Genomic DNA, 24,095 nt, shown 5'->3' on the forward strand with positions numbered 1-24,095 from the left:
TGTTTCTGTTCTTTCCCATCCCGCGTCAAACGCACGATGTGCATTTGACGATGACACGCTTTTGTTAGCCGCTCTAACTCATGGATGCTGAAGCGGGTCGCCCAGGCCGGATCGCTGACCAGGCTCTGCATGAACTGCAAATCAAATGCCTTGTTGATGAAGCCAGCGCGCTGGCCGTCGAGTTGATGGCTCAGGCCACCGGTGCCGATGATGACCACCCGGGCGTCGCTGTCCCAGGACGCCACGGCCCGTCCTATGGCTTCGCCCAGCTTGTAACAGCGCGCGGCGGTAGGCAGCGGGAACTGCACCGTGTTCAAACACACCGGCACGGTGGTGACGGGCCAACAGCCCTGGGCATCTGCATCCGGCCACAGCAGTGCCATGGGCAAGCAAAAAGCATGGTCTACCAGCATCTCCTGGCAGTTGGTGATATCGAACTCTTCGCTCACCAAGCTGTTGATTAAATGCCACGAGAGATCCTGGTTGCCCTGGAACGGTGCCATATCAGCCAGGCCCCAGCCCTCATCCGCATTGCGGTACGTGGATGCCGCACCCACTGCGAAAGTTGGCATTTTGTCCAGAAAGAAGTTCAAACCATGGTCGTTGTAGATGACCACGGCCACATCGGGTTTGACTTCATTGAGCCACTGGCGCACGGGTGGAAAACCGTCAAAGAATGGTTTCCAGTAAGGATCGTTTTGCAGATCCTTGGCAATCGCACGGCCGATGGCCGGTACGTGGGAGGCGGTGATAGCGCCAACGATATGTGCCATGGTCAAGCTCCCGCTGCCAGCAAACGGGCCTTGAAGGCCTCTTTGCTCAAACCAGTTTGCTGTGCACCTATGTCCTGCATATCCAGGCCAAAGATGCCCGCAAATTTGGCCAGGTAGTAGACATTGCCCCCGGTCTCTATCAGTGCCAGCACATTGCGCTGGCGAATCGCCTCGGCCTGCTCGGCATTCAAGCCAAAAGCCCGCATATAAGCCTCCTCGTCCTGCTGAAAAGTTGCACGGGCTTCGGCGGTATTGAACGAAAAGCACATCTTGTTTAGTGCGTAGCCCTTGCGGGCCTGGACGCCATCAAACAAGGTGGTGCCGGGTATATCGACGTGGACCATGGTTGTCTCCTGTGAAGTGGGTGATGGGAAGTATTCCCGCCGCCACACATTCAATAAAGTCGATAATTAAGATCAAACCCATGAGCAAATTCGATTACTCACACATGGATGGCCAATTGCTGCAACTGCTGCTGGCGGTACTGGAAGAAGGCTCGGTCACCCGTGCCGCCCAACGCCTAGGTGTGACGCAATCGGCCGTCAGCCATTTGCTCGACAAGCTGCGCGGCATTACGGGCGACCCGCTGTTCGTGAAGTCGGGGCGTGGCATCGTCCCCACCGCACGGGCCGAAGCTCTGGCCCAGCCAGCTCGCCTATTGCTGGAAGATATGCAAAGGCTCGCCACCGCCGAGCAATTTGACCCTGCTGCCCTGCAAGTCCGTTTCACCATCGCGGCCAACGATATGCAGCGCGATCTGCTGCTCCCCCCGCTGCTGCGCAAACTGCGCCAGCAAGCACCCATGGTGAGTTTGCACACCATTCCCTCGGGCGTACCCAGCGCGGAAATGCTGCGCGATGGCAGCTGCCAACTGGTACTGTCCCCCCGACCTCCCGATGCCACGGACATCGTACAAAAACGCTTGTTTGAAACGCCCTACCGGGTGTTTTATGACGCGACCGCGCGTGCCGCACCGAACACGCTGGCTGACTACCTGGCCAGCGAGCATGTGAGCGTGCTGTACCAGCCGCGCCGCACACTAGACATAGACCATTGGCTGCAAACACAGGGCATACAACGCCGTATGGCGGTCACCGTGCCAGGCTTTGCTGGAATAGCCGCCTTTCTGCTGGGCAGCCCCTGGCTAGCCACCATGCCGGGGCTACTGGGCCGGGCTATGCTGCGCGACTTCAACAGTTGCGCGCTACCACTGCCCTGCCCCAATTTGCCCATGTATATGCTGTGGCATTTGCGGCACCAGCATGACCCGGTACAACGCTGGCTACGCCGGTCCCTGGAAGCCATCGCCATAGAAGTATTGCAGCCATAAACTTCGACCTAAAATCACCCGCTAGCGCAATCAGAATCTATGTCACAAGCTATTAAATCCATAGTAAGCAACTCTTCGTTATGGGTGGCTTGCCTGTGTGCCGATTGGTGCGGCAGCTGCCGCGAATACCAGGCCCGGTTTGAGCAGATGAAGGCCAGCTTTCCCGGCGCCGAATTTGTGTGGATTGATATAGAAGACCAGGCCGATCTGGTAGACCCGATTGAGGTAGACAACTTCCCCACCCTGCTGGTTCTGGTCGACCAGCAGGTGCGCTTCTTTGGCAGTGTCACGCCACAGGTCGAAACCTTACACCGCCTAATCCAGGCGCAACTGGAGGCGCCTGCGTCTCCAGCCCCAGCGAAATCCGCAGTGGCCGCGCTAGCGCAGCGTTTGCGCGCGTTGACCTAACCCAGACTCAGTGTTCTACACCCGCTTTGGGTGGTTTTGTTGCAGGCTTGACAGCGGGCTCGTCGTCATCATCGTCTTCCTGGTCTTGCACCAGATAATGCTGCACCAAGGAAAAAAAGCTATCGTAGAACGTTTCAGAAGCGATAGTTTCACTGCTGACCTTAACCATGGCGTCGCTACTTGAGCTTAGTGGCAGCGAAAACGACCCTAGTGCACCCACCCCCAGACTGGCGGAGGCGTTGGTCTTTTTCAATGCGTAACGGTCTTGCAGCGCGCTCACAAAACCCAGACTGATGCGGCCGTTTTTGCTTTCTGAGACACACACCACGCGAATATCCACCTGTACATGAATTTCGTTTTCAGGCTGGAAGCTTTTTTGCCCTTGAATCAGTTCCTTGCTCGCGGCTGAGATGATGTAGCCCTGGCTCAGCAAAGCCCTCCGAGCGGCCTCACAAGTTTCCGCAGGCGAGGCATCAAACATACGAGAAAACTGCCCTTTGGAGTTGAAGTTTTCTTGCTGTGGAATGGACCGCATGGGGAGCGAGCATCCTGCCAAGGCACCCAAACCACCAGCTGCCAGCAGCCATAGAACCCAATGCTTAGAAGTCGGCATCGTTAATCTTCAGGAAGCTCATAGGTAGTGTCCGAGCCTGAAAGTACCGACAAGTTCAGCGGCCGGACTGCGCCCATCCACATCGCATAGTCCCGATGGTCAATAAGATCATTACCGGTGATGGGGTGGATGAACACCACCAAGCCGCGCCGATGCAACGCCAGCCAAGGGATCAACTCGGCAAATACCGAGGGAGCAAATGCGAGTTGGCAGCTCCAGTCAGGGTGCGGCCCTACAGGCTGCTCATGCACCCGCCCCATCGCTAACTTGAACTTGCTGGCAGCCTCAAGGCACAGGGCACGGGCCTGCTCCAGCGTGCTGGCGTCGAAATACACATGGGCGTGAAAGCCCCGAATGTGCGGCGTATCGACTTCAGCCATGGTTAAGGCGCCCGGTGCAGCCGTGGGCTGGCCAATGCCACAGCCTGCTCGTCCAGCGCTGTATCGACGTTGGGATGCCGCGCGGGTGCATTAGGCAGTTGCAGCTGCGTGCGCAGCTGAGCCACATCCTTGGCGCTGTGCGCGGCCTTGATTTGTGCAATTGCCGCCGTCGCATTGCCACTGCGGATCAGCGCCAGCATTTTCGTCACCCATTCGCTAGGACCGGATTTGTGTTTGACCATGGGGCTGATTTTGCTTGAAATTGATCGACCGGAAACAACAACGCCGCGTAGGCGACCCATACAGGCCCGCCTACGCGGCGTTGTTGCCACCTGGATGGATTATTAACCGCCCTTGTGTGGACGCTTGCCAGGGTTTTTCTTGCTGCGTGTTGCAACACCGCGTTCCAGGCTGCGCTTTTGACCGCGGCTGACGGGGTTGGTGTAGCCGGGCAGTGGCGTGGGCTTGGGGGAAGCGCGACGCTCTGCTTCGGTGCGGGGTTCTTTAGCCATCAATTACTCCATTTAAAGTTGGTTAACCCGCAATTAGGCCACAACCGCGAATGCAGTTTGCCATAACAGGGGTCAGGTGTTGGATTTAGCTGGCGGCTTCATCCATCGCTTGGCACGATGGAGAGCAAACCGCCTGGGACTTGCCGAGCACCTTGCGGGTACCCATCAGCGAACGGGTACGGTGCTTGCCGCACAAAAAGCACGACATGGTGGCGCCACCAAACGACGCAGCAGCCGCAAAGGGCGAGCCGGAAGCCTTGGACTTGTAACGCAGTCCGTCGGCCAGCATGGCAGTTTTGGATTCAGCTTTCGCCATGGATAAAACCTTTTATCGGGATGCCCTGAGGCATAGTCATACGGCACGCAGGCCACACAGGAGGCTACATTATCCTCCTGAATGATGTCCTCCTTCGGAATAAGGGTGTGTGTGGGCATATAGCAGGCTCTTGTTCATTCTCAACTTTAGGGACATCTGCCGGGTCGCAGCCTTCCATTTCAGGCTGGATATGTTCATAAGCAGACCACCTGAGCTGGCGTCCTGATCTGCGACGCCAATGCTGCATTTTCGATAGCACCCAGCGAAGTATTTATCTGCACCGACAGCATTTTTCGCGTGCAAACGGCTTGGCATTCTTGCACCGGCCCCCACATGCTCTGTAGCGGGTAAAATCCTGCATCCGCGCGCTTGCGCCGAGATGTAAAAACAGCCCGCCATGTGGGCTGTCTTTTTTTGTGAAGAAAAACCATGCAAGACCACTATGCTGCGCTAGGGCTGTCCAGTGCCGCCACGCTGGCCGAGATCAAAAAAGCCTTTCGGCTGCGCGCCTCGCAGTACCACCCGGACCGCAACGCCTCCCCCGACGCGCCCCAGCTGTTCCGTGCGGTGCAAACCGCCTACGAGGTGCTGTCCGACGAGGAGCGTCGCAAGACGTATGACGACAACCGCCGCCGCGGCCTGCTGGACGACCCGCTGGATACCGCCCGCAGCATCTGGCACAACTACCTGAATGAGGCCCTGAAATGAAACTTTCCCGCTACTTTGCCGACCACGCCCGCGCCTACGACGCGGAAATGGACGACCTGGTGTCCGACTCCGAAGGCAAGAACGTGCTGGAAAAGCGCCTGAAGGAAAAACGCAGCCAGGTGGACTTTCTGGTCCACATGATGGACGACAGTCCTGAAATGCTGGCCACCGCCTTCCACCAGGGCTTCAGCTTCTCCAACACCAAATCCATGGATCTGCTGGTCGCGCAAGAACCTGAAGAGTTTCCCGACTGGGCAAAACTCTCACAAACCATCCAACTGGCCCCCTGGGCCAAGACCCTGGCCGCACGCGTGTTGCAAGAGCCCACCGGGGAGCGCTTTCTGGCCGTCGCCGCCTGCCTGGAATACCTGTACACCCGAGCCGATGACCGCGGCGCCGCCGTGGACGAGCCCGAGGATGATGAAGAAGATTTCGACCCCGAAGAGCAGGACGCCCGCGACCGCGAAGATGCCGGCGCCGCCTGGATGGAGGAGCAAGGCTTCGACCCGAAGCCGCCCAAAGCGTGAGCAAGATAAGTCTGTTGAGTAAAGAGTAAAGGCCCTACCCATGCATTACCCCGCAATCGTCAAAGCCCAAAGCCTGATCCTGGCCGGAGACATCGTTGGCGCCGAATCCGCCCTGGTGGAACTGGCCGACGAAGAAGGCGACCAGGCCCTGGTGCTGGCACTGGACCAACTGCCTCCGAAAGACCTGTTGGCGGTGATACGCGAATACGACCCGTCTAAGGACTCGGTCATCAACCTGCTGGTCACGCCCGAGCAGTTCTCGCGCGCCGTGGTCATCGAAAAGCAGTACAAGGACCTGACCCACGCCCACCTGCGCGGCATGATGAATTCGGTCATCTTCCGGGATGACAACGACCCGGTTGAATTCCTGCGCGCCATTGGCGAACGCGAAGGTGGTTGCGATGCCCTGGCCGACTACCTGGCCGACCATTGGGGCCGGGTGGAGAGCTTTTTGCGCACCGGTACTTTCGAAGCATCGGAAGACACCGGCGCCGTGCTGTCCGAAGGCGAGCTGGTCGTGCAGATGTACAACGAGGCCAAGGTGGACCGCGACGAGATCGCCGACCACGACTGGATGGAATTCACTTGGCTGCTGCGCAACGACTGCCCTGACATCCTGATCGAGGTGATGGTGATACTGCGGGCCCGTGTCAAGGCCTTCGAGGAAGAATCCGAAGACGAAGACGATAGCCTGCACCAGGGTGGCCACACGCCCTTCCGCGAAACCCACGGCGAAGGCGAAGGCTCGCAGCGCAAAGCCGCGGACCCCGACGAAGAATCGGCGATCTAAGCCCATGACCATGCAAGAAACCAGTGCCGGCATCTCGATCTACGACCACCGGCCTTTCTTCGAGAAAGCGCTGCGCTTTGGCCTGCAGAACGGACTGATCGACGACGCCAAGCTTGAGTCCATCCGCAACGATGCGCCCAAGGGCATGGTGCAGATCGCGCGCTACTTTGGCACTGAGTTTCTGCGGCCGGAGCTGGAAAAGTCGCGTGAGCGCATGGTCAACCTGGTCAGCCTGCATCTGGAGCAGGACTGCGCCGGCGACCTGCGCCAAGCGGCCGAGCTGCTGCGGGAGAACTCCTTTCTGTCGCGCTCCAAGGCTGGCTCCGACATGCTCAAGGGCTTGCTGTCCATGCCGGACAACACCCACTTCAGCATGATCGATAGCGTCGGCTTCCGCGACGAAATGATCCCGGTGCTGGCCAAATGGACGCTGAAGACCTTGCCCGAATACCAGCAGGAACTGGCCAAGCGCGAAGCCATCCAGACCCGCCTGGACGCAGCCTTTTGGCTGGCCCAGAAATTGGGCGTGGCACGACGCGAGCTGCAGGCTGCCGATACCGACTCGGAGGCCGTCATCCGCACCAGCCTGCTGTCCCTGGCAGCCGGTCGCAGCTTGATGCCGAATTGGCCGCAGTTCGAAACCGTGGTGAATCTGTTGCGCAAACGTGCCGAAGCCGGCAAACCGGTAGACCTTGCCATGCCCAAGGATGCCCCTACCCACCTGCGTCCGGTACTGCAGGCCACGCTGGAGTCTATGGTGGAGCAGGATCTGCCAAAGGTACTGGACGCCTCGGTAAAGCCGCGCAAACTGTTTATCCAGTCGCTGAACTTCATGGGCCGCTATTTTTGGCTGGACGAAGGCGTGGAAGATGTCAGCGAATTGGACCGGGCCATCTCCGACCAGTGGCTGAAGTTAACCCAGCGGCATACCGACGACAGCTCGTTGATCACCCTCTTCCTGTGCATTGCCGCCGGTGTGGCGCGCAAGACCACGCTGACCGAAACGGCGGCCGCCAGCCTGGTGCGCAAAATCCGCAAAGGCAGCTACCAGCCCCAGCTGGCCACTGACTTCATCCGCGAATATGCGCCGCACGAGAACCACAACGACTACCAGACGCTGTGGCAAAACTTTGTCGCAGAGACCGAACGCGACCTGAACGACGAGCGCGATACCCGCCTGGTGGAAGCCATGGCGGCACTGAAATTGCATTGCAATCTGGTCAAGGCCGCGCCCAAGCTTGCAAAAGCAGGCAAGCCGACCTAAAAACAAACATGCTTTGTTGGCCTCGCGCAAGTGATGCTTGCGCAGAGCGCTATTATTTTTGATAGTTGATTACAACGGTCCGAAAGTTAAAATAGGGGCGTTTTCCGGCGTTCATCCAGAAATTGGTTGGGCGTATTTCGTTGAGACTGAGGGCAAGTTCAATGGAGGCGTATATGAGGGTTATGGGTGCAAGCGGCAATATGTACGCTGCAACGCCGGTCAGCAAGGCGGGTGCTGCTGCGCTGTCTGCCGCCTATACCGATACGGCATCAACCAGCCGCACCAGCTCCAATAACGCATCCTCGACCTACGACTTCACCAGCATCACCCCTTCCCAGCTGGGTCAAACCGTGGGTGAACTGGTCAGCAGGGGTCAGTTGGACCAGGAAGACACCGTCACCCTGGCCGATACCATGCCCACAGCGTCCAGCAAAACCAATTTTCACGGCAAGATCCCGTCAATCTACGACCAACCCAACAACATCATTGCCCGCTTGCAAACCGGTATTGACGACGCGCGCAACCGCAACGACCTGCAAAGCGTGCACAGCCTGTCCAAAACGCTGAACGTGTTCCAGCGCTTACAAGGCGCACCCCGCGGCATCGATCTACAGGCCTGAGGTCTTTTCGGCCTCCAGCGCAAGCAGTACCTGCACCAGCCGCTATAAACTACATAGCATCCTCGGGCATTTCAGCCCATACTCGTTTTTCCACCTATTCCAGCGCAGGCGCCGCATGAGCCGACTTGGCCACACCCGCATAAAAATCTACAACATTGTGGCCCGCCAGTTGCACGGCCAGGTGCCCTGCTGGGTATGCGGCGAACATGTGGCGCCCGGGGCTGCTACCTTGGAACATATCCAGCCGCTGAGCGAGGGTGGCAGCAGCCACCAGGAAAACCTGGCTATCAGCCACGACCACTGCAACCACCAGCGCCATGCGAAAAAGCCCGCAAACCCGTTGGACGGCGCCTGATTTGGCGCAAAATCACCGGACCGATTAAGGAGACAACTATGTCCAACGAGCGCCGCCAATTCATGCGCGTGTCTTTTGATGCCCCGGCATTTCTGACCACGCCAATGGCCCGCCATCAGGTAGAGGTACTGGACCTGTCCTTCAAGGGTGCTTTGGTACGCCTGGCCGCTCCGGCCGAAATCCGGGTAGGCATGTTCAGCCAGCTCAGCATCCCGCTGGCCAAGCTCGAAGCGCATATCGCCATGTCTACTGAGGTGGCACATATCAACGGCAACGATATCGGCCTGATGTGTCGCAGTATCGATCTGGACAGCATGACCCATCTGCGTCGCCTGATAGAGCTGAACCTGACAGACCCCGCGTTGCTGGACCGCGAGTTCAAGGCCTTGATGCTGTCTTAAACCTTTCCCCGAAAAACGCCTAGCGCCACCGACTGGCGCCCCTGGCGCGACACCCGCATGGCCGTGTTCGCGGCCTTGATGATCTGGTCCACGCTGCCATTGCCGCCCTGCAGCAAATGGATACCGATGCTGGCCGTGCAACGCAGACGCAAATCGCCCAGCAGATAGTCGCGGTCCAGCAGATCCAGCACCTTGTCTGCCACGGCATTGACGTGATTTACCGCAAACACCTCCTCGACACCCAGATCTTCCAGAAGCACCACGAACTCATTGCCCCCCAGACGAGCCACTGTATCGTTCTGGCGTATGGCCGCCATCATGCGCACGGCTACCTCGACCAGCAGCTTGTCGCCAATGGCGTGCCCGTGCTTGTCGTTGACCTGCTTGAACTGGTCCAGGTCCACATACAGCACAGCAAAGAAACTTCGCTGCCGGTTGCTGTGCAACTGGGCGCGCCATAGGCGGTCACGCAGCAGGCTGAGATTGGGCAGGCCGGTCAAGGCGTCGTTCATCGACATGGTGCGCACCAAGTCGGTCGCCAGCTTTTGCATCGAAGTGTCACGCACCACCCTGGACAAGCCCACCAGCTGCCCGCGGGCGTCCAGCATGGCGGTCGCCGCAATGACCACCGGAATCAGGCTGCCGTTCTGGTGCAGGCGCACGGTTTCCAGGGTTTGAACCGATTCAGTTGCATGGCTGCGCAGCTGTTCTTCTTCTTCCAGGCGGTCCACGGGCACCAGAATCTGACTGCGCTGTCCCAACATTTGCTTGGCGGTATAACCAAATATCACTACCGCACCCGGGCTCCAGTACTGCACCACACCCTGGGCATCCTCCAAACAGATGGCGTCCGCCGAGCTGCGTGCCACCGCATTAAAGCGCAAACGCAGCCCCCCAACCTCCCTACTGTGCAGCCCGTACAAAGCCCAAGCACCACAGGCGCACAGCAAAAGCAGCGCGCTACCGTAATACAGCAACGACATGGTGGGCCTTTCAATAAAACACCATCTTAGAACTATCGCAAATCCCACGCCAACACCGTTGGCACCAAGATAGACCCGTCCAAGCACGGATTAAATAGGTAGGGCACACCAAATAGGTGCACCGATCTTGCATACCAGTTGGCACAAATGCTGCATGATATGCAGCCATGAGCACCGCATCCGACATCAGCAAACGCATTATCGAAGCCGTGATGGCGCAAAAGCTGGCCCCTGGCTCCCGCTTGGGCGAGCAACCTTTGGCCATGCTGTTCGATTGCAGTCGCACCATCGTGCGTGAGGCGCTGACCCACCTGGCTGCGCGCGGCATTGTGACCGTCAGCGCACGCCGGGGCTGGTATGTGATCGAGCCTTCGCAAGAAGAAGCACGAGAAGCCTTCGAAGCCCGCCGCGTTATCGAAACCGGCTTGATACGCAGCCTGCAAGGTATTGAAAAGCCCGCACTGAAACGGCTCAAACAGCATCTCAAGCAAGAGCAGGCGGCCGTGGAAGGGAGCGACGTTGGCACGCGCAGCTTCTTGCTGGGCGACTTTCACGTCTGCCTGGCCGAATGCTTGGGCAACACACTATTGGCAGACACGCTGCGCGACTACACCGCGCGCACGACCTTGATCGCCATGCTGTACCAGTCCTCACACAACGCTGCCCAGTCCTGTGAGGACCATGTACAGATTGTCAGCGCCCTCGAAAAAGGCGATATCGCCCGCGCCGAGGCCCTGATGGCAGCCCACATCGGCAGCGTTCAACATGCGCTGAAGCTGCCCGTAAACGCCGACCCGTTGGCACAGTTGCGCGACGCCCTGGCGCCGGTAGGCAAGCCGGCCCTCGCCGCTGAGGCACAAGTCTTGCATACAAGATCATTGAAAACTCGCAAAAAACCTGCGAACCCCACCGAAGACCCATCCACCTACCTAGGAGCTTTGCTATGACCACCTCTCGCCGCCATTTCCAATTGGGCCTTGTCACCATCGCCCTGCTGTCCAGCCTGGGTGCCCACGCCCAAACGGCGCTGGACGACGTGATGAAGGCCAAGAAGATCACCATCGCCATTCCCACCGACTTCCCTCCCTACGGCTTTGTCGGTACCGACCTCAAACCCCAGGGCCTGGACGTGGACATGGCCAACTACATTGCCGCCAAGCTGGGCGTGGCCATCGAACTCGCACCCGTTACCAGCGCCAACCGCATCGCTTACCTGCAATCCAAAAAGGCTGACCTGGTGATCTCCACCCTGGGCAAAAACCCAGAGCGTGAAAAAGTGATCGACTTCACGTCCGCCTACTCGCCCTTCTTCCAGGCCGTGTTCGCACCCAAATCCCTGGCCATCAAGAGCTTTGCCGACCTGAACGGCAAGAGCGTCGGCGTAACCCGTGGTGCCATCGAAGACCAGGAGCTGACCAAGCTGGCCCCAGCCGGTACCGACATCAAACGCTTCGAAGACAACAACGTCACCGTCTCATCCTTCGTCTCCGGGCAGGTGCAGGTGATTGCCACGGGCGCCTCGGTAGCCGGCAACCTGATGGCCAAGAACCCGCAGCTGGGCACCGAATACAAGCTGCTATTGAAAGACTCTCCCAACTTCATCGGCGTGGCCAAGGGAGAAGACAAGCTGCGCCTGAAGGTGAATGAAATCATCGCCGACGCCAAGAAATCCGGCGACATCGACAAGATGGCCGTGCGCTGGTTGGGCCGCCCCGCTGGCGATCTGCCGCAGTAAATAGGCCGCCCCGCCTTATGTGGGGCAAGCCCATCGTCCATTCCGCGCGCCTTTGAGGCGCGTGACCCCAGCTAACACCATCCTCGGAGGCAGCCCATGCGCATCCAATTTGACTTTATTGCTGTGCTGGAGCAGTGGCCGCTGCTGCTCAAGGGCGTGGGCTGGACGCTGCTGCTGACGCTGCTGGCCACGCTGATTGGCGCCGTGGTTGGCATCGCCTGCGCCTGGGTGCGCAGCCAGAATGCACCCGCGCCGCTGGCCCTCAAATGGCTGGTGGGAGCCTATGTGGAGCTGATCCGCAACACGCCTTTCATCGTGCAACTATTCTTCATCTTTTTCGGCTTGCCCGCGCTGGGCTTCAAGCTATCGCCCCAGGTGGCTTCGGTGCTGGCCATGGTGATCAACCTAGGCGCCTACGCCACGGAAATCATCCGCGCCGGCATCGACGCCACACCCAAGGGGCAAATCGAAGCTGCTATGAGCCTGGCCTTGTCGCGCCTGCAGATATTTACCCGGGTGGTGCTGCCGCCTGCCCTGAAAAAGGTCTGGCCGGCCATGGTCAGCCAGATCATTATCGTCATGCTGGGCTCGGCGGTGTGCGGACAGATTTCTACCGAAGAACTGAGCTACGCGGCCAACCTGATCCAGAGCCGCAATTTCCGCGCGTTCGAGGCCTTCATCATCGCCACTGCCATCTACCTGGCGCTGTCGGTCTCCATGCGCAAGCTGCTGAATTGGCTGGGCCCACGCTTCGTGTTTGGCCGCTAACCCCCAAGGATCTACACATGGTTGATTTTTCCGTTTGGGATATTTTTCGCAACCTGCTGCTGGCTGCGCGCTGGACGGTTGGCCTGTCGCTGATGGCCTTCATCGGCGGCGGCATCGTCGGCGCACTGCTGCTGGTGGCCCGGCTCAGCCAGGTCAAAGGCGTCGATAAGGCCGTAGGCGCCTATGTGCAGGTGTTCCAGGGTACGCCGCTGCTGATGCAGCTTTTCCTGGCCTACTTTGGCATTGCCTTGTTTGGCGTCAATACCAGCGCCTGGGTGGCAGCCGCCACCGCATTGACGCTGTACACCAGCGCCTTTCTGACCGAAATCTGGCGCGGCTGCGTGGCCTCTATCCCCAAGGGGCAGTGGGAGGCGTCAGCCAGCCTGGCCTTGAGTTTTGGTGAACGCCTGCGCTACGTGGTGCTACCCCAGGCGGTGAAGATCGCCATCGCCCCGACCGTGGGTTTCCTGGTGCAGGTCATCAAGGGCACGGCCCTGGCCTCGGTGATCGGCTTCATCGAGCTGACCAAGGCCGGCACCATGATCACCAACGCCACCTTCAAACCCTTTGTGGTCTACAGCTGCGTGGCTCTGCTGTATTTCATTTTGTGTTTCCCCGTCAGTTTGTACGCCAAGATGCTTGAAAGGAAGCTGCATGCAGCCCGTCGCTAAACCCGTGTCCGCACCCGCGATCGTCGAAATCAAGGGCCTGCGTAAATCCTTTGGCAGCAACGAGGTGCTCAAGGGCATCGACCTGCAAGTCCAGCCCGGCGAGGTGATAGCCATCATCGGTAAAAGCGGCTCAGGCAAAAGCACACTGCTGCGCTGCATCAATGGGCTGGAGGAATTCCAGAGCGGCTCGCTCACCGTAGACAGCAAGCCCCTGCTGCATGACAACGCCCTGGCCATGCGTGCACTGCGCCAGCGCGTGGGCATGATCTTCCAGGGCTTCAATCTGTTCCCCCACCTCACGGTTGGCAAGAACGTGATGCTGGCTCCCCGCCTGGTGAAGCAGCAGGCCGAAGCACCCGGCATGGAGCAGGCCCGCAAGCTGCTGGCCCGCGTAGGCCTGGCCGAGAAGTTCGACGCCTGGCCCGACCAGCTCTCTGGCGGCCAGCAGCAGCGCGTGGCAATTGCCCGGGCTCTGGCCATGGAGCCGGCTGTGCTGCTATGCGATGAAATCACCTCCGCTCTCGACCCCGAGCTGGTGGGCGAGGTTCTGCGCGTAGTGGAAAGCCTGGCCGACGAGGGCATGACCCTGCTGATGGTGACCCACGAAATGAGCTTTGCCCGCAAAGTCAGCGACCGCGTGATCTTCATGCACCAGGGCCGTGTACACGAGATGGGGCCACCCAATGAGCTGTTCGGCAACCCGCAAACGCCAGAGCTGAAGCAGTTCCTGTCCTCACTGCACGACTGAAAATTGCTATATATTTAGTAGCTACCTGCGCAGATAGAATCTGCGCCAGGGCCACTTTTTATTCAAATCGATGAGCGCACGCACTGAACTTGCCGGCTTGCAACAAAGCCTGGACGCCTTGCGCAATGCAAGCCTGGACATCCACGCGTTCAGTCAATCCGCACGGCAATGCCCGGACTTGCTGGCCGCCCTGCCCCCGCGCTACGGCGAGGTGTTGTTGGGCCTGCTGGATCGGCTGGAATCCAGCGCCCTGTTCAGTGAAGAAAGCTGCTCGTTCAGCCACACCGACCTGCACGACAGCCTGCAGATGTGGCTGGACAAGGCGGGCCGGCAGCTTTAGACCATCGGCCCGGTTCCTACCGGCTACTCACGCCGGTGTTTGTTGCTGTCTTCCTGTTCTATCTGCTCCACCGCGGCTTCGAGTTTGCGGTAGGTGGCGACCAGCAGCTCCTGGCAGCTTAGGCGGTGGCCCGTGGAGCTGCGGTCGGCCTCCTTATTGATCAGTGCTGCGACGATGGTGGCAGCGGGTTGCAGAAGTTCGGTTCGCATATCGTCTCCTTTCACGTAGCCATGGGCTATTGCAAACCTGTTTGCGCGGGATTGCAACCGGGTACGCACTAGACTGTGTATAACTTTGTAGCGTCTTTACCTGGCCTGAAACCGGTCTTACACAAGCTGTGCTCCACGACATATTCGCCCGCCAATGGATTACCCTGCACGGCCTGATCGCCCTGCTGGGCCTGGGCATTTACGCTGCAGGCTCACACGCGCTGAAACAACGCCGCCATCCGTCCGCGGGTATCGCCTGGGTGGTCTCCCTGGTGCTTCTGCCCTATGTGGCCTTGCCGCTGTATCTGGTATTTGGCAGCCGAAAAGTTGTCAGTCCCAAGCGCCTGAGAAGGCCGCCTACAACCCCATCCAGCCACAATGCCCCGCCCGCCGAGGCCGAGCGGCTGGCCAGGGCACTGAGCCTGGGTGACGCGGCCTCGTTTAGCCAATTGGCCGTGCACGCGCATGGCAGCCAGGCATTGGATGCCCTTCGGATGGGCATCCACGGCGCGCACCAGCGCCTGGACATCTGTACCTTCGTTTTGGGCAAGGATGTGCTGGGCGATGAGATCTGCGAATTGCTGGTGCGGCGCGCCCGTGAAGGCATCCAGGTACGGCTGCTACTAGACGGCATAGGGCGCTATCTGGGTGGCCCCGTCAAGCTGAACAAGCTGCGCGCGGCAGGTGTTCAGGTGGCCTTGTTCGTACCGCCGTTGCGCTCCCCCTTGCGCGGGCGTACCAATCTGCGCAACCACCGCAAGATGGTGCTAGCCGACGGGCGGTGGTTGTGGTGTGGAGGGCGCAATCTGGCGGCCGAGTACTTCGAGGGCGACACCAGGTCGACCCAGACCTTCCGCAGCAAACCGGTCTGGATAGACCTTAGTTTTGATCTGCGCGGCGACCTGGCGCAGCAGGCGCAACAACGCTTCGACAGAGATTGGAACTTCGCCATCACCGGCGTAACCGAAGCCGCACCGCCACCCACAACAAGTCTCGCCCACACTACGGGCTCACGGGCCCGCCTGGTGCCCAGTGGTCCGGACCAGACCGAAGACACGGTCTATACGCTGCTGGTGTCGGCCTGCTTCACAGCCAAAAGCCGCATACTGGCAGTAACGCCCTATTTCGTGCCCGACTCGACCCTGCTCGTGGCCATGGCCCTGGCAGCCCGACGCGGCGTGACCGTGACCCTGCTGATACCCGCCCATTCCAACCACCGTTTGGCCGATATTGCGCGCCACGCCGCGCTTCGCGAGCTCGCTGCATCAGGGGCTCACATATGGCTATCGCCGCATATGGTGCACGCCAAGGCCGTGCTCATCGATGAGGACATGGCACTGGTGGGTTCTTCCAATCTGGACGAGCGCAGCCTGTTCCTCAATTACGAACTGATGGTGGCCTTTTACGATGCGCCCGTGGTGCAGACCTTCGCCCAATGGATCGAACACCAGCTGGCCAATACCAAACCCTACAAACCACGCGCTCCCGGCCTGGCGCGCGAACTACTGGAAGCGGCGGTGCGCTGGGTAGCTTTTCAGCTCTAAAGGACAAATGCCCTGGTGAACAGGTCCACCAGGGCATGCATGCAGGTAATTGCGGCTTACTTGCTTATTTACTTTCGGCCTTGGTATCGGTGAAGCGGCCGTAACTTTGCAGGCGGTCGTAACGGCGGTCCAGCAGTTCCTTGACCTTGAGATCACTGACCTGGCGGTACGCATCGTTCAAGGCGCGCTTGAGGAAGGCGGCCATCTGCTTGTGGTCACGGTGGGCGCCACCCACGGGCTCGTTCACGATCTTGTCCACCAGGCCCAGGGCCTTGAGACGGTGCGCGGTAATACCCAGGGCGTCGGCTGCATCGCCGGCTTTCTCAGAGGTCTTCCACAGGATGGAGGCGCAACCTTCAGGGCTGATGACGGAATAGATGGAGTACTGCAGCATCACCACTTGGTCGCCCACCGAGATCGCCAGCGCACCGCCAGAGCCGCCTTCGCCGATGATGGTGGTGATGATGGGCACTTCCAACTGCGCCATCTCGTAGATATTGCGGCCAATGGCTTCGGACTGGCCACGCTCTTCCGCGTCAATGCCGGGGTAGGCACCGGGGGTATCCACAAAGGTGAACACCGGCAGCTTGAATTTCTCGGCGGTCTTCATCAGACGCAGCGCCTTGCGGTAACCCTCGGGCTTGGTCATGCCGAAGTTGCGCAGGCCGCGCTCCTTGGTGTCGCGGCCCTTTTGGTGACCAATCACCATACAAGCCGTACCGTTGAAGCGCGCCAGGCCGCCCACGATGCTCAGGTCATCGGCGAAGTGGCGGTCGCCGTGCATCTCGACGAAGTCGGTGAAGATTTCGTTGACATAGTCCAGCGTGTAGGGACGCTCGGCGTGACGGGCGATCTTGGTGATCTGCCAGGGCGTGAGGTTGCTGTAAATGTCTTTGGTGAGTTGTTGGCTCTTTTTGCTGAGCTGGTCGATTTCTTCCGAAATATCCACGGCAGACTCGGTCTGCACATAGCGCAGCTCTTCGATCTTGGTTTCGAGGTCGGAAATCGGCTGCTCGAAATCCAGAAATGTTCTTTTTGCCAAGGTCATTCTCCTAAGGTAGTGAGATAACTTTCAGGACTGGAGGTGCATCGCGCCCCAGTCCTGAAAGCTAGTAGGTGTTTATTTCGCCGCGTCCGCAGCAGGCACCGGGGCCAAAGACCGCCAAATATACCAAGTTGCCACGCTGCAGTACGGTGCCCAGGCGGCAGCCACTTCGCGCGCGTCACTACGGCTGACGGGGTCGCCCGAAAAATAGTTCTGGCTGATACCACTGATCAGACCCACATCGTCCAGCGGCAGCACATTCGGCCGCATCATGTGGAAGATCAGGAACATCTCGGCCGTCCAGCGGCCGATGCCGCGTATGGCCACCAGCTCGGCAATGATGGCCTCGTCGTCCATATCCTCCCAGGCCTGGACATGCAGCTTGCCGGCATCGAAATGCAGGGCCAGGTCCACCAGGTATTCCACCTTGCGCGCGCTCAGGCCGGCGGCGCGCATATCGTCCACCTTGAGCTTGAGCACGCTCTGTGGAACCATCTGTTCAGGCAGTTTGACAAACTTGCCCCACACCGTTTGCGCCGCCTTGACCGATATCTGCTGGCCCACGACGCTGCGCGCCAGTGTGGTGAAGGCATCACCCCGGGTCTCTAGGCAGACATCGCCAAACTGGGGAATCAAGCGCTTCATCACCCGGTCTTTTTTCACCAGATGCTTGCGGGCATCTGCCCAGTAGGCCGGAGTGAATACGGTAGGGCTGTCTTTTACTATCTTTTTAGTAGCAGCCATCGCACATTCCACTTGCGCCAACGGGCGAAATCATTCGCAAAAAAAGCACTACGCTGCCTCCCAGGTCGTGCCGCTGGCGGAGTCCTTGAGGGCAATGCCCTGGGCCAGTAGCTCCTGGCGAATACGGTCGGCTTCGGCAAAGTTGCGGGCGGCCTTGGCCTCCGCGCGCTGGACAATCAGCGCCTTGATGGCGACATCGTCCAGACCGGCACCGGCCTGCAAAAAGGCCTTGGCGCTGCCCTGCAACAAGCCCAGGGTCGCACCCAGGGCCTTCAAGAGGCCGGCCTGCGCTGGCGACTGACTGCGATTCACGTCGGATGCCAGGTCAAACAGCACGGCCAGGGCTTCCGGCGTGCCAAAGTCTTCGTTCATGGCGGCCTGGAAACGGGCAGCAAACGGCTGGGTCCAGTCGATCTGTGCGGGCACTTCGGGTTCGACCAGGCTGAGTGCGGTGTACAGGCGTTTCAGAGCGGTGCGAGCATCGTCCAGATGCGCATCGCTGTAATTCAACGGGCTGCGGTAATGGGTACGCACCAGGAAGAAACGCAGGGTTTCAGCGTCGTACTTCTGCAGCACGTCGCGGATGGTGAAGAAGTTGCCCAGGCTCTTGGACATCTTCTCGTTGTCCACCCGGACAAAACCGTTGTGCACCCAGAAGCGAGCCAAGGGCTTGCCCGACGCGCCTTCGCTCTGGGCGATTTCATTCTCGTGGTGCGGAAACTGCAGATCGGCACCACCGCCGTGGATGTCGAAGCTTTCACCCAGGGTCTGGCAGGACATGGCCGAGCATTCAATATGCCAGCCGGGGCGGCCGGGGCCGAAGTCACTGTCCCATTTGGCGTCGGTGGGCTCGGTGGGTTTGGCGGCTTTCCATAGGACGAAGTCCAGGGGATCTTCCTTGCCGTCCAGTACCGCCACGCGTTCACCTGCATGCAGTTCGTCCAACGACTTGCCGGACAACTTGCCGTAGCCCGGAAATTTGCGCACGGCGTAGTTCACATCGCCTTGCGGCGTGCGGTAGGCCAGGCCTTTCTGCTCCAGCATGCCAATCAGATTGAGCATCTGCGGCACGTATTCCGTTGCACGCGGTTCGATGCTGGGCGGCTCTATACCCAGCAGGCCGATGTCCTGGTGCATGGCCAGGGTCATCTCGTCGGTCAGGGCGCGGATGGTGATGCCGCGCTGCACTGCGCGGGCGATGATCTTGTCGTCGATATCGGTGATGTTGCGCACATAAGTCACGCGCAAGCCGCTAGCCTTCAGCCAACGCTGCACAACGTCAAACGCCATCATCATGCGGGCATGGCCGATGTGGCACAGATCGTAAATCGTCATGCCGCATACATACATGCGCACATGGCCTGGCTCGATCGGCGAAAACTCTTCCGTGGCACGCGAAAGCGTGTTGTATATGCGCAAACTCATGGAATCTAGGGTTGGCGCAGGACGCATGGTGGTCCTGCGGGCTTTTCACTGGGTAACACTGGACAAGGGAGGCAGCTTGAAATCCGCGCCTGGGTGGGGGCGGGTCCGTTATTGCGAAACCCCTGGGCTACAATCTTCCGAGTATATAGCCCTCGTTTGGGCCTGTCTTCGCATGCTTTTCAAGAGGCCCTATGCTGCACCCAAAGTTCCGTTTTTCTACTGTGCTACGCGTGCTGGCTGTTGGCGCCCTGGTGGCGACATCGGCAGCTTACGCGGATGACTACAGCGATGTGAACCAGTTGCTACGCACCGGCAAACTGACAGAGGCCCAGGCCAAAGTAGACCTGTACCTGGCTGTCAAGCCACGGGACCCGCAAATGCGCTTCTTGAAGTCTTCGGTGCAAAGCGCAGCAGGCCACCCCGCCGATGCAATCACCACCCTGACGGAGCTCACCCAGGAGTTCCCCGAACTGCCCGAGCCCTATAACAATCTGGCCGTGCTGTACGCCGGACAGAACGATTTCGACAAGGCCCGTACGGCCCTGGAAATGGCGGTCCGCATCAACCCGAACTACGCCACCGCCCATGAAAATCTGGGCGATATCTACGCCAAGCTGGCGAGCCAGTCCTATAGCAAGTCGCTGCAGCTGAATGCCAACAATCCGCAAGCCTCCAAAAAAGTCGCTTTGCTGAAAGATGTGCTGACACCCACTGCCGCCCCCAAAGCAAAGTAACTCTGCGTTCACGGCTGCAGTCTCATGAGGCTGCAGCGCCCTTTTTGCATAGCATTTCTACATGATGGCTTTTTCTACTTCCAAGCGCGCCTGGCTGACTGCCGGTGCCATCTGGGCTTGTGCCCTCGCCGCTCCAGCATTTGCCGCCGACGCACCCCGGGTCAAATTTGCCACCTCCGTCGGCGACTTCGTGGTCGAGGTCTACCCCGACAAAGCACCCAAGACCGTGGCGAACTTCCTGCAATACGTGCAAGACAAACATTACGACGGCACCATCTTCCACCGTGTGATCGACGGCTTTATGGTCCAGGGCGGCGGCTTTACCCCCGACTTACAGCAAAAGCCTACCCGCCCGCCCATTCCGCTGGAGGCCAATAACGGGCTGAAGAACGACCGTGGCACGATTGCCATGGCGCGTACCGGCAACCCCAACTCGGCCACCGCCCAGTTTTTCATCAATGTCAAAGACAATAGCAACCTGAACGCCCCCCAGCCGGACGGCTACGGTTATGCAGTGTTTGGCAAAGTGGTGTCGGGTATGGACGTGATTGACAAGATCCGCACCAGCGCTACCGCCAGCAAGGGACCGTTCCAGGACGTTCCCGTGACCACCATCAGCATCCGTACTGCCACTCCTCTCTAACTTTCCCGCCCGGGTTGCCAGGCGCCCCGGGATCACGAAAGCGCTTTCAACCTCCATAAGGAAAACCTGCCATGAGCAACCCAAAAGTCGAACTCCACATCGCCAACCGCGGCGTCATCACCCTTGAACTTGACCAGGAAAAGGCCCCCAAGTCGGTCGCTAACTTTCTGGCCTATGTGGCCAAGGGCCACTACAACAACACCGTGTTCCACCGCGTGATTCCTGGCTTCATGGTCCAGGGCGGTGGCTTCGAGCCCGGCATGAAGCAAAAGGGTACGGACGCCCCTATCGACAACGAAGCCAATAACGGCTTGAAGAATGACAACTACACCGTTGCCATGGCCCGCACCAGCGATCCGCATTCGGCTACGGCCCAGTTCTTCATCAACGTGGCCAACAACGGCTTCCTGAATCACACCGCAATCTCCAGCTCCGGCTGGGGCTATGCCGTGTTCGGCAAGGTCGTGTCCGGCACGGAAGTTGTGGACGGCATCAAGGCAGTGAAGACAGGTAACCGCGGCGGCCACGGTGATGTGCCCGTGGAAGACGTGGTCATCGAAAAAGCCGTCGCGCTGTAAGGACTGCATGGCGCCGACCTCCATCGCGCCAGCATCGACCGTGCCTCCAGTGGCCGAGCTGCTAGCTCCTGCCCACTGGCGCACGGTCGATTGCATTTCAGACCTGCATTTGCAGGCCGCTGAGCCGGCCACCTTTGCTGCGTGGCAACGCTATATGGCAAGCACCACGGCCGATGCCGTCTTCATTCTGGGTGACTTGTTTGAAGTATGGGTGGGTGACGACGGTGTGGGCGCCGATCCAACAGGGTTCGATGCGACCTGCCTCCAGGTGCTACAGGCAGCCGCCCAACAACGCCCGATTTTCTTCATGCACGGCAACCGGGACTTTCTGTTCGGGCAGCGGGCTGCCGATGCCTGCCAGCTGACCCTGCTGGACGACCCTACGGTCTTGCAGTTCGCCGGGCAACGCTGGCTGCTTAGCCATGGCGATGCCTTGTGCCTGGACGATGTGGACTACCTACAGTTCCGAGCAATGGTGCGTAGCCCCGCCTGGCAGAGCAATTTTCTGACACAGCCTCTGGCGCAGCGCCAGCAAATCGCCCGCAACATCCGCAGCCAGAGCGAAAACCGCAAACATAGCGGCGTGGTCTACGCCGACGTGGATGGCCCGGCAGCCTGCCAATGGCTGGCCGCGGCACGCGCCCGGGTGTTATTACACGGCCATACCCACCGGCCGGCGCAACATGCACTGGGCACGGACCTGGAGCGCTGGGTGCTTAGCGACTGGGACGCCGACACCACGCCCCCGCGTGGCGATGCCTTGCGTATTTCATTTAACGGCCTGGTACGCATCCAGATCGCTTAGGACCTGTTGGCTACAACGATCCATCACGGATCTTGCCGCGCAGTGCCTTGGTACTGGAACGCAGCCCCTTGCCCTCTAGCCGGCGTTGCTGCGAGCCGTAGGTAGGCTTGGTCGCTCGACGTACGCGGGGGGCTACCGCCACAGATTCCACCAGGGACTGCAAACGCTGCAGGCCCTCGGCCCGGTTCTGCTCCTGGCTGCGGTACTGCTGGGCTTTGATCACCACCACCCCCAACTGGGTGATGCGGACATCCCGCAATGCCAGCAGGCGCTCCTTGACATCCTCCGGCAATGAGGACGCCCGCACGTCAAAGCGCAGATGTACCGCACTCGACACCTTGTTGACGTTCTGCCCGCCTGCCCCCTGGGCACGGATGGCCGTGAGTTCGACCTCCGCTGGATCGATGGCCAGGGGACGGAAATGCATCATGGCCCCGTCAGTTGGACGGCACCTGACACCGTCACCTGCACGGTGCTGCGGCCGGCCTCGGTTGGCACTGGCATATCGGCCTCCATCAATTTGGCACTCATGGCCATGGGACGCATACGGGGTGTGGGACCGGTGTCATTGGTGTTCACAGAAACCTCGCGCAAGCTGTAGCCGCTAAAACCAAAACCCTTGGCGATGTCCCGGGCTTTGGATTTGAACTGCTCAATGGCGAGTAATTGCGCATCGCCCTCGACTTGTGCTCGCTGGCTGCGGCTGAGGCTGAAAGCCACATTCGACATAGTCAAAGTATTGATCTTGCCGGCAGTGCTGGCGATGCGGCTGAAGTCTCGTCCTTCCAGCACCAACTCGGTTGTGCCCACCCATCCCTGGATTTTGCCGTCCTTGCCATAGCGCGGCGACAAACTGAAATTGCCCGTGTGCAAGTCCAGTTGGCCGGCTTGGGCATATTTCTTGGCCTCGACCAATGCACTATCCAGGGCCACTTTCAGCTGATTTTGCAAAACAACGGCGTCCGCACCGTCGCGGCTGGTTGCCAACACAACGGTCAGCCAGTCCTGCTGAACTTCCACTGCACCACTGGCAGACAACTGCACCACATTGTGAAGCGGGGCGACACTCGTTGACTCATGAGAAAATACCGGGCGCACGCATATTACAAATAGGCTTGCAGCTATAAATTTAGTAGCAATTAATGGGATTTTTTGCATTGTTTCCTTGGGGTGTGGATATCGAAAATCGGGCCGAAAAGCACATCCCATTTTTGGTGAAAATGCTACAAAACCAGGCCGCTAAGGGCCTGCAAAAGTTGTAACAGTCTGTCAGAAGCCACCGTTATCCAGGATTTTCCGTTGTTACACACTGCAGAATCCCCCCTTGTTACATATTTACAGTACACGGACTATGAACCAGACTGCCAGCCGACCCGACAAGATCTTGGTTGTCGATGACGACTCCCGAATTCGCGATTTGCTGCGCCGCTACTTGGTGCAAGAAGGCTTTGAAGTCATGCTGGCCGAAGACGGCAAAGCATTAAGTCGCATCATGTTGCGCGACACGGCCGATTTGATTGTGCTGGATTTGATGATGCCCGGCGAAGACGGTTTGAGCATTTGCCGCCGCCTGCGTGCCAGCAATGACCGCACGCCCATCATCATGCTGACCGCCAAAGGCGAGGACATTGACCGTATCGTAGGCCTGGAAGTAGGCGCAGACGACTACCTGGGTAAGCCCTTCAACCCGCGTGAGCTGCTGGCCCGCATCCATGCTGTATTGCGCCGTCGCCCGACCAAGGAAGCGCCCGGAGCTCCATCGATAGACAACGAAATCATCAATTTCGGCCCGTTTGCGTTCGACCTGGGCTCCCGCACCTTGAACCGCAACGGTGAAGAACTCCCCCTGACCACCGGTGAATTCGCCATGCTCAAGGCCCTGGTCCGTCACCCGCGCCAGCCGCTGTCACGCGAAAAGCTGGCATTGCTGGCCCGTGGCCGCGAATTCGAGCCTTTCGATCGCAGCTTGGACGTGCAGGTGTCCCGCCTACGCAAGTTGGTGGAAGTGGATGCTGCGGCCCCCCGTTTCATTCAGACCGTATGGGGCGTGGGCTATGTATTCGTACCCGATGGTGCGGGTTAATCCATTTTGAGAAAAACTCCGCGGACCGGCCAGTCTTCCAGCT

The 24,095-nt window shown here is 59.4% G+C and carries 35 protein-coding genes; 21 read left to right on the top strand and 14 right to left on the bottom strand.

What is annotated here, in order from left to right; genetic code table 11:
• Both AC07O2_RS12595 and AC07O2_RS12600 read right to left on the bottom strand, forming a co-directional pair.
• Window positions 1-773: class III extradiol dioxygenase family protein (locus AC07O2_RS12595; RefSeq protein WP_495076090.1), on the bottom strand; the 773-nt coding region annotated here is incomplete at its 3' end.
• A 2-nt stretch (window positions 774-775) separates the two neighbouring features.
• Complete coding sequence (locus AC07O2_RS12600; RefSeq protein WP_495076091.1) at window positions 776-1,117, bottom strand: protocatechuate 4,5-dioxygenase subunit alpha; 342 nt, start codon at window positions 1,115-1,117, stop codon at window positions 776-778.
• Window positions 1,118-1,197: 80 nt separating this feature from the next.
• Between AC07O2_RS12600 and AC07O2_RS12605 the strand changes: the two genes are divergently transcribed.
• Window positions 1,198-2,103 carry a LysR family transcriptional regulator gene (locus AC07O2_RS12605; RefSeq protein ID WP_495076092.1) on the top strand — a complete coding sequence of 302 codons (906 nt, stop codon included), beginning with the start codon at window positions 1,198-1,200 and terminating at the stop codon, window positions 2,101-2,103.
• A 39-nt stretch (window positions 2,104-2,142) separates the two neighbouring features.
• Complete coding sequence (locus AC07O2_RS12610) at window positions 2,143-2,511, top strand: thioredoxin family protein (RefSeq protein WP_495076093.1); 369 nt, start codon at window positions 2,143-2,145, stop codon at window positions 2,509-2,511.
• Window positions 2,512-2,518: 7 nt separating this feature from the next.
• Here the strand turns inward: AC07O2_RS12610 and AC07O2_RS12615 are convergent, their stop codons facing one another.
• From AC07O2_RS12615 to AC07O2_RS12635, 5 genes are all read right to left on the bottom strand, one after another.
• Entirely contained in the window at window positions 2,519-3,124 is a 606-nt protein-coding gene (locus AC07O2_RS12615) for a DUF2242 domain-containing protein (protein WP_495076094.1), read from the bottom strand.
• A gap of 2 nt (window positions 3,125-3,126) precedes the next feature.
• Window positions 3,127-3,504 carry a DOPA 4,5-dioxygenase family protein gene (locus tag AC07O2_RS12620; protein ID WP_495076095.1) on the bottom strand — a complete coding sequence of 126 codons (378 nt, stop codon included), beginning with the start codon at window positions 3,502-3,504 and terminating at the stop codon, window positions 3,127-3,129.
• A 2-nt stretch (window positions 3,505-3,506) separates the two neighbouring features.
• Window positions 3,507-3,746, bottom strand: a complete 240-nt coding sequence (locus AC07O2_RS12625; RefSeq protein ID WP_495076096.1) for a hypothetical protein — start codon at window positions 3,744-3,746, stop codon at window positions 3,507-3,509.
• Window positions 3,747-3,848: 102 nt separating this feature from the next.
• On the bottom strand, window positions 3,849-4,016 hold the full coding sequence (locus AC07O2_RS12630; RefSeq protein WP_490594092.1) for a hypothetical protein: 168 nt from the start codon (window positions 4,014-4,016) through the stop codon (window positions 3,849-3,851).
• Window positions 4,017-4,101: 85 nt separating this feature from the next.
• On the bottom strand, window positions 4,102-4,332 hold the full coding sequence (locus AC07O2_RS12635; protein WP_490594091.1) for a hypothetical protein: 231 nt from the start codon (window positions 4,330-4,332) through the stop codon (window positions 4,102-4,104).
• Window positions 4,333-4,761: 429 nt separating this feature from the next.
• On the opposite strand from AC07O2_RS12635, the gene AC07O2_RS12640 reads away from it, so the two are divergent.
• The 7 genes from AC07O2_RS12640 to AC07O2_RS12670 all read left to right on the top strand — a co-directional run bounded on the left by AC07O2_RS12640 (window position 4,762) and on the right by AC07O2_RS12670 (window position 8,997).
• Window positions 4,762-5,040: a DnaJ domain-containing protein gene (locus tag AC07O2_RS12640; protein WP_495076097.1), complete on the top strand. Its 279-nt coding sequence runs from the start codon at window positions 4,762-4,764 to the stop codon at window positions 5,038-5,040.
• Window positions 5,037-5,567, top strand: a complete 531-nt coding sequence (locus AC07O2_RS12645) for a hypothetical protein (protein ID WP_495076098.1) — start codon at window positions 5,037-5,039, stop codon at window positions 5,565-5,567. Before AC07O2_RS12640 ends, AC07O2_RS12645 begins: the two co-directional genes overlap by 4 nt.
• Before the next feature lie 40 nt (window positions 5,568-5,607).
• On the top strand, window positions 5,608-6,357 hold the full coding sequence (locus tag AC07O2_RS12650; protein ID WP_495076099.1) for a hypothetical protein: 750 nt from the start codon (window positions 5,608-5,610) through the stop codon (window positions 6,355-6,357).
• 10 nt (window positions 6,358-6,367) lie between these two features.
• Complete coding sequence (locus tag AC07O2_RS12655) at window positions 6,368-7,621, top strand: hypothetical protein (protein ID WP_495076100.1); 1,254 nt, start codon at window positions 6,368-6,370, stop codon at window positions 7,619-7,621.
• A gap of 200 nt (window positions 7,622-7,821) precedes the next feature.
• Window positions 7,822-8,241, top strand: a complete 420-nt coding sequence (locus AC07O2_RS12660; RefSeq protein WP_495076101.1) for a hypothetical protein — start codon at window positions 7,822-7,824, stop codon at window positions 8,239-8,241.
• A 115-nt stretch (window positions 8,242-8,356) separates the two neighbouring features.
• A complete protein-coding gene (locus AC07O2_RS12665) occupies window positions 8,357-8,596 on the top strand; it encodes an HNH endonuclease (RefSeq protein ID WP_495076102.1) in 240 nt (79 codons plus the stop codon).
• A 38-nt stretch (window positions 8,597-8,634) separates the two neighbouring features.
• Window positions 8,635-8,997, top strand: a complete 363-nt coding sequence (locus AC07O2_RS12670) for a PilZ domain-containing protein (RefSeq protein ID WP_495076103.1) — start codon at window positions 8,635-8,637, stop codon at window positions 8,995-8,997.
• Here AC07O2_RS12670 and AC07O2_RS12675 read toward each other — a convergent pair.
• Window positions 8,994-9,980 (bottom strand): diguanylate cyclase domain-containing protein, encoded by a 987-nt coding sequence (locus AC07O2_RS12675; RefSeq protein ID WP_495076104.1) that lies wholly within the window; start codon window positions 9,978-9,980, stop codon window positions 8,994-8,996. The genes AC07O2_RS12670 and AC07O2_RS12675 overlap by 4 nt on opposite strands.
• A gap of 167 nt (window positions 9,981-10,147) precedes the next feature.
• On the opposite strand from AC07O2_RS12675, the gene AC07O2_RS12680 reads away from it, so the two are divergent.
• The 6 genes from AC07O2_RS12680 (at window position 10,148) to AC07O2_RS12705 (ending at window position 14,242) form a co-directional block, all read left to right on the top strand.
• Window positions 10,148-10,927 carry a GntR family transcriptional regulator gene (locus AC07O2_RS12680; protein ID WP_495076105.1) on the top strand — a complete coding sequence of 260 codons (780 nt, stop codon included), beginning with the start codon at window positions 10,148-10,150 and terminating at the stop codon, window positions 10,925-10,927.
• The gene (locus tag AC07O2_RS12685) at window positions 10,924-11,715 is read left to right on the top strand and encodes a transporter substrate-binding domain-containing protein (RefSeq protein ID WP_495076106.1); all 792 of its coding nucleotides are present in this window, start codon (window positions 10,924-10,926) and stop codon (window positions 11,713-11,715) included. Before AC07O2_RS12680 ends, AC07O2_RS12685 begins: the two co-directional genes overlap by 4 nt.
• 96 nt (window positions 11,716-11,811) lie before the next feature.
• The gene (locus AC07O2_RS12690) at window positions 11,812-12,483 is read left to right on the top strand and encodes an amino acid ABC transporter permease (protein ID WP_495076107.1); all 672 of its coding nucleotides are present in this window, start codon (window positions 11,812-11,814) and stop codon (window positions 12,481-12,483) included.
• Between the two features lie 17 nt (window positions 12,484-12,500).
• Window positions 12,501-13,154, top strand: a complete 654-nt coding sequence (locus tag AC07O2_RS12695; protein ID WP_495076108.1) for an amino acid ABC transporter permease — start codon at window positions 12,501-12,503, stop codon at window positions 13,152-13,154.
• Window positions 13,138-13,902 (top strand): amino acid ABC transporter ATP-binding protein, encoded by a 765-nt coding sequence (locus AC07O2_RS12700; RefSeq protein WP_495076109.1) that lies wholly within the window; start codon window positions 13,138-13,140, stop codon window positions 13,900-13,902. Before AC07O2_RS12695 ends, AC07O2_RS12700 begins: the two co-directional genes overlap by 17 nt.
• Window positions 13,903-13,972: 70 nt before the next feature.
• Window positions 13,973-14,242 (top strand): hypothetical protein, encoded by a 270-nt coding sequence (locus tag AC07O2_RS12705; protein WP_495076110.1) that lies wholly within the window; start codon window positions 13,973-13,975, stop codon window positions 14,240-14,242.
• 23 nt (window positions 14,243-14,265) lie between these two features.
• Here the strand turns inward: AC07O2_RS12705 and AC07O2_RS12710 are convergent, their stop codons facing one another.
• On the bottom strand, window positions 14,266-14,451 hold the full coding sequence (locus AC07O2_RS12710; RefSeq protein ID WP_495076111.1) for a hypothetical protein: 186 nt from the start codon (window positions 14,449-14,451) through the stop codon (window positions 14,266-14,268).
• Window positions 14,452-14,579: 128 nt separating this feature from the next.
• Here AC07O2_RS12710 and AC07O2_RS12715 point away from each other — a divergent pair, with 128 nt between their 5' ends.
• Window positions 14,580-15,995, top strand: a complete 1,416-nt coding sequence (locus tag AC07O2_RS12715; protein ID WP_495076112.1) for a phospholipase D-like domain-containing protein — start codon at window positions 14,580-14,582, stop codon at window positions 15,993-15,995.
• 64 nt (window positions 15,996-16,059) lie between these two features.
• Here AC07O2_RS12715 and AC07O2_RS12720 read toward each other — a convergent pair whose 3' ends face one another.
• From AC07O2_RS12720 to cysS, 3 genes are all read right to left on the bottom strand, one after another.
• Complete coding sequence (locus AC07O2_RS12720) at window positions 16,060-17,037, bottom strand: acetyl-CoA carboxylase carboxyltransferase subunit alpha (RefSeq protein ID WP_495076113.1); 978 nt, start codon at window positions 17,035-17,037, stop codon at window positions 16,060-16,062.
• Window positions 17,038-17,115: 78 nt separating this feature from the next.
• On the bottom strand, window positions 17,116-17,784 hold the full coding sequence (locus tag AC07O2_RS12725; RefSeq protein WP_495076114.1) for a DNA-3-methyladenine glycosylase family protein: 669 nt from the start codon (window positions 17,782-17,784) through the stop codon (window positions 17,116-17,118).
• Window positions 17,785-17,832: 48 nt separating this feature from the next.
• Window positions 17,833-19,209 carry a cysteine--tRNA ligase gene (gene cysS / locus AC07O2_RS12730; protein WP_495076115.1) on the bottom strand — a complete coding sequence of 459 codons (1,377 nt, stop codon included), beginning with the start codon at window positions 19,207-19,209 and terminating at the stop codon, window positions 17,833-17,835.
• Window positions 19,210-19,400: 191 nt separating this feature from the next.
• Between cysS and AC07O2_RS12735 the strand changes: the two genes are divergently transcribed.
• From AC07O2_RS12735 to AC07O2_RS12750, 4 genes are all read left to right on the top strand, one after another.
• Window positions 19,401-19,943, top strand: a complete 543-nt coding sequence (locus AC07O2_RS12735; protein WP_495076116.1) for a tetratricopeptide repeat protein — start codon at window positions 19,401-19,403, stop codon at window positions 19,941-19,943.
• 64 nt (window positions 19,944-20,007) lie between these two features.
• A complete protein-coding gene (locus AC07O2_RS12740; RefSeq protein WP_495076117.1) occupies window positions 20,008-20,586 on the top strand; it encodes a peptidylprolyl isomerase in 579 nt (192 codons plus the stop codon).
• Window positions 20,587-20,657: 71 nt separating this feature from the next.
• Complete coding sequence (locus tag AC07O2_RS12745) at window positions 20,658-21,164, top strand: peptidylprolyl isomerase (RefSeq protein ID WP_495076118.1); 507 nt, start codon at window positions 20,658-20,660, stop codon at window positions 21,162-21,164.
• 7 nt (window positions 21,165-21,171) lie between these two features.
• Window positions 21,172-21,969, top strand: a complete 798-nt coding sequence (locus tag AC07O2_RS12750; protein ID WP_495076119.1) for a UDP-2,3-diacylglucosamine diphosphatase — start codon at window positions 21,172-21,174, stop codon at window positions 21,967-21,969.
• Between the two features lie 10 nt (window positions 21,970-21,979).
• Here AC07O2_RS12750 and arfB read toward each other — a convergent pair whose 3' ends face one another.
• Window positions 21,980-22,396 (bottom strand): alternative ribosome rescue aminoacyl-tRNA hydrolase ArfB, encoded by a 417-nt coding sequence (gene arfB, locus AC07O2_RS12755; RefSeq protein ID WP_495076120.1) that lies wholly within the window; start codon window positions 22,394-22,396, stop codon window positions 21,980-21,982.
• Entirely contained in the window at window positions 22,396-23,127 is a 732-nt protein-coding gene (locus AC07O2_RS12760; RefSeq protein ID WP_495076121.1) for an SIMPL domain-containing protein, read from the bottom strand. The genes arfB and AC07O2_RS12760 overlap by 1 nt, the downstream gene beginning before the upstream one ends.
• Before the next feature lie 193 nt (window positions 23,128-23,320).
• Here AC07O2_RS12760 and ompR point away from each other — a divergent pair, with 193 nt between their 5' ends.
• Window positions 23,321-24,052 carry an osmolarity response regulator transcription factor OmpR gene (ompR, locus tag AC07O2_RS12765; RefSeq protein ID WP_490594065.1) on the top strand — a complete coding sequence of 244 codons (732 nt, stop codon included), beginning with the start codon at window positions 23,321-23,323 and terminating at the stop codon, window positions 24,050-24,052.
• Window positions 24,053-24,095 lie beyond the last annotated feature (43 nt).

It is taken from the genome of Rhodoferax sp. GW821-FHT10B06 (assembly GCF_059415605.1).

Coding starts and splice junctions, on each gene's coding strand:
- AC07O2_RS12615 (WP_495076094.1), bottom strand. CDS start 3,124: ATGCCGACTTCTAAGCATTGGGTTCTATGGCTGCTGGCAGCTGGTGGT.
- AC07O2_RS12610 (WP_495076093.1), top strand. CDS start 2,143: ATGTCACAAGCTATTAAATCCATAGTAAGCAACTCTTCGTTATGGGTG.
- AC07O2_RS12665 (WP_495076102.1), top strand. CDS start 8,357: ATGAGCCGACTTGGCCACACCCGCATAAAAATCTACAACATTGTGGCC.
- AC07O2_RS12670 (WP_495076103.1), top strand. CDS start 8,635: ATGTCCAACGAGCGCCGCCAATTCATGCGCGTGTCTTTTGATGCCCCG.
- ompR (WP_490594065.1), top strand. CDS start 23,321: ATGAACCAGACTGCCAGCCGACCCGACAAGATCTTGGTTGTCGATGAC.
- AC07O2_RS12630 (WP_490594092.1), bottom strand. CDS start 4,016: ATGGCTAAAGAACCCCGCACCGAAGCAGAGCGTCGCGCTTCCCCCAAG.
- AC07O2_RS12745 (WP_495076118.1), top strand. CDS start 20,658: ATGAGCAACCCAAAAGTCGAACTCCACATCGCCAACCGCGGCGTCATC.
- AC07O2_RS12685 (WP_495076106.1), top strand. CDS start 10,924: ATGACCACCTCTCGCCGCCATTTCCAATTGGGCCTTGTCACCATCGCC.
- AC07O2_RS12645 (WP_495076098.1), top strand. CDS start 5,037: ATGAAACTTTCCCGCTACTTTGCCGACCACGCCCGCGCCTACGACGCG.
- AC07O2_RS12605 (WP_495076092.1), top strand. CDS start 1,198: ATGAGCAAATTCGATTACTCACACATGGATGGCCAATTGCTGCAACTG.
- AC07O2_RS12675 (WP_495076104.1), bottom strand. CDS start 9,980: ATGTCGTTGCTGTATTACGGTAGCGCGCTGCTTTTGCTGTGCGCCTGT.
- AC07O2_RS12600 (WP_495076091.1), bottom strand. CDS start 1,117: ATGGTCCACGTCGATATACCCGGCACCACCTTGTTTGATGGCGTCCAG.
- AC07O2_RS12635 (WP_490594091.1), bottom strand. CDS start 4,332: ATGGCGAAAGCTGAATCCAAAACTGCCATGCTGGCCGACGGACTGCGT.
- AC07O2_RS12640 (WP_495076097.1), top strand. CDS start 4,762: ATGCAAGACCACTATGCTGCGCTAGGGCTGTCCAGTGCCGCCACGCTG.
- AC07O2_RS12690 (WP_495076107.1), top strand. CDS start 11,812: ATGCGCATCCAATTTGACTTTATTGCTGTGCTGGAGCAGTGGCCGCTG.
- AC07O2_RS12705 (WP_495076110.1), top strand. CDS start 13,973: ATGAGCGCACGCACTGAACTTGCCGGCTTGCAACAAAGCCTGGACGCC.
- AC07O2_RS12650 (WP_495076099.1), top strand. CDS start 5,608: ATGCATTACCCCGCAATCGTCAAAGCCCAAAGCCTGATCCTGGCCGGA.
- cysS (WP_495076115.1), bottom strand. CDS start 19,209: ATGAGTTTGCGCATATACAACACGCTTTCGCGTGCCACGGAAGAGTTT.
- AC07O2_RS12750 (WP_495076119.1), top strand. CDS start 21,172: ATGGCGCCGACCTCCATCGCGCCAGCATCGACCGTGCCTCCAGTGGCC.
- arfB (WP_495076120.1), bottom strand. CDS start 22,396: ATGCATTTCCGTCCCCTGGCCATCGATCCAGCGGAGGTCGAACTCACG.
- AC07O2_RS12680 (WP_495076105.1), top strand. CDS start 10,148: ATGAGCACCGCATCCGACATCAGCAAACGCATTATCGAAGCCGTGATG.
- AC07O2_RS12625 (WP_495076096.1), bottom strand. CDS start 3,746: ATGGTCAAACACAAATCCGGTCCTAGCGAATGGGTGACGAAAATGCTG.
- AC07O2_RS12740 (WP_495076117.1), top strand. CDS start 20,008: ATGGCTTTTTCTACTTCCAAGCGCGCCTGGCTGACTGCCGGTGCCATC.
- AC07O2_RS12725 (WP_495076114.1), bottom strand. CDS start 17,784: ATGGCTGCTACTAAAAAGATAGTAAAAGACAGCCCTACCGTATTCACT.
- AC07O2_RS12660 (WP_495076101.1), top strand. CDS start 7,822: ATGTACGCTGCAACGCCGGTCAGCAAGGCGGGTGCTGCTGCGCTGTCT.
- AC07O2_RS12760 (WP_495076121.1), bottom strand. CDS start 23,127: ATGCAAAAAATCCCATTAATTGCTACTAAATTTATAGCTGCAAGCCTA.
- AC07O2_RS12695 (WP_495076108.1), top strand. CDS start 12,501: ATGGTTGATTTTTCCGTTTGGGATATTTTTCGCAACCTGCTGCTGGCT.
- AC07O2_RS12735 (WP_495076116.1), top strand. CDS start 19,401: ATGCTGCACCCAAAGTTCCGTTTTTCTACTGTGCTACGCGTGCTGGCT.
- AC07O2_RS12700 (WP_495076109.1), top strand. CDS start 13,138: ATGCAGCCCGTCGCTAAACCCGTGTCCGCACCCGCGATCGTCGAAATC.
- AC07O2_RS12620 (WP_495076095.1), bottom strand. CDS start 3,504: ATGGCTGAAGTCGATACGCCGCACATTCGGGGCTTTCACGCCCATGTG.
- AC07O2_RS12710 (WP_495076111.1), bottom strand. CDS start 14,451: ATGCGAACCGAACTTCTGCAACCCGCTGCCACCATCGTCGCAGCACTG.
- AC07O2_RS12655 (WP_495076100.1), top strand. CDS start 6,368: ATGCAAGAAACCAGTGCCGGCATCTCGATCTACGACCACCGGCCTTTC.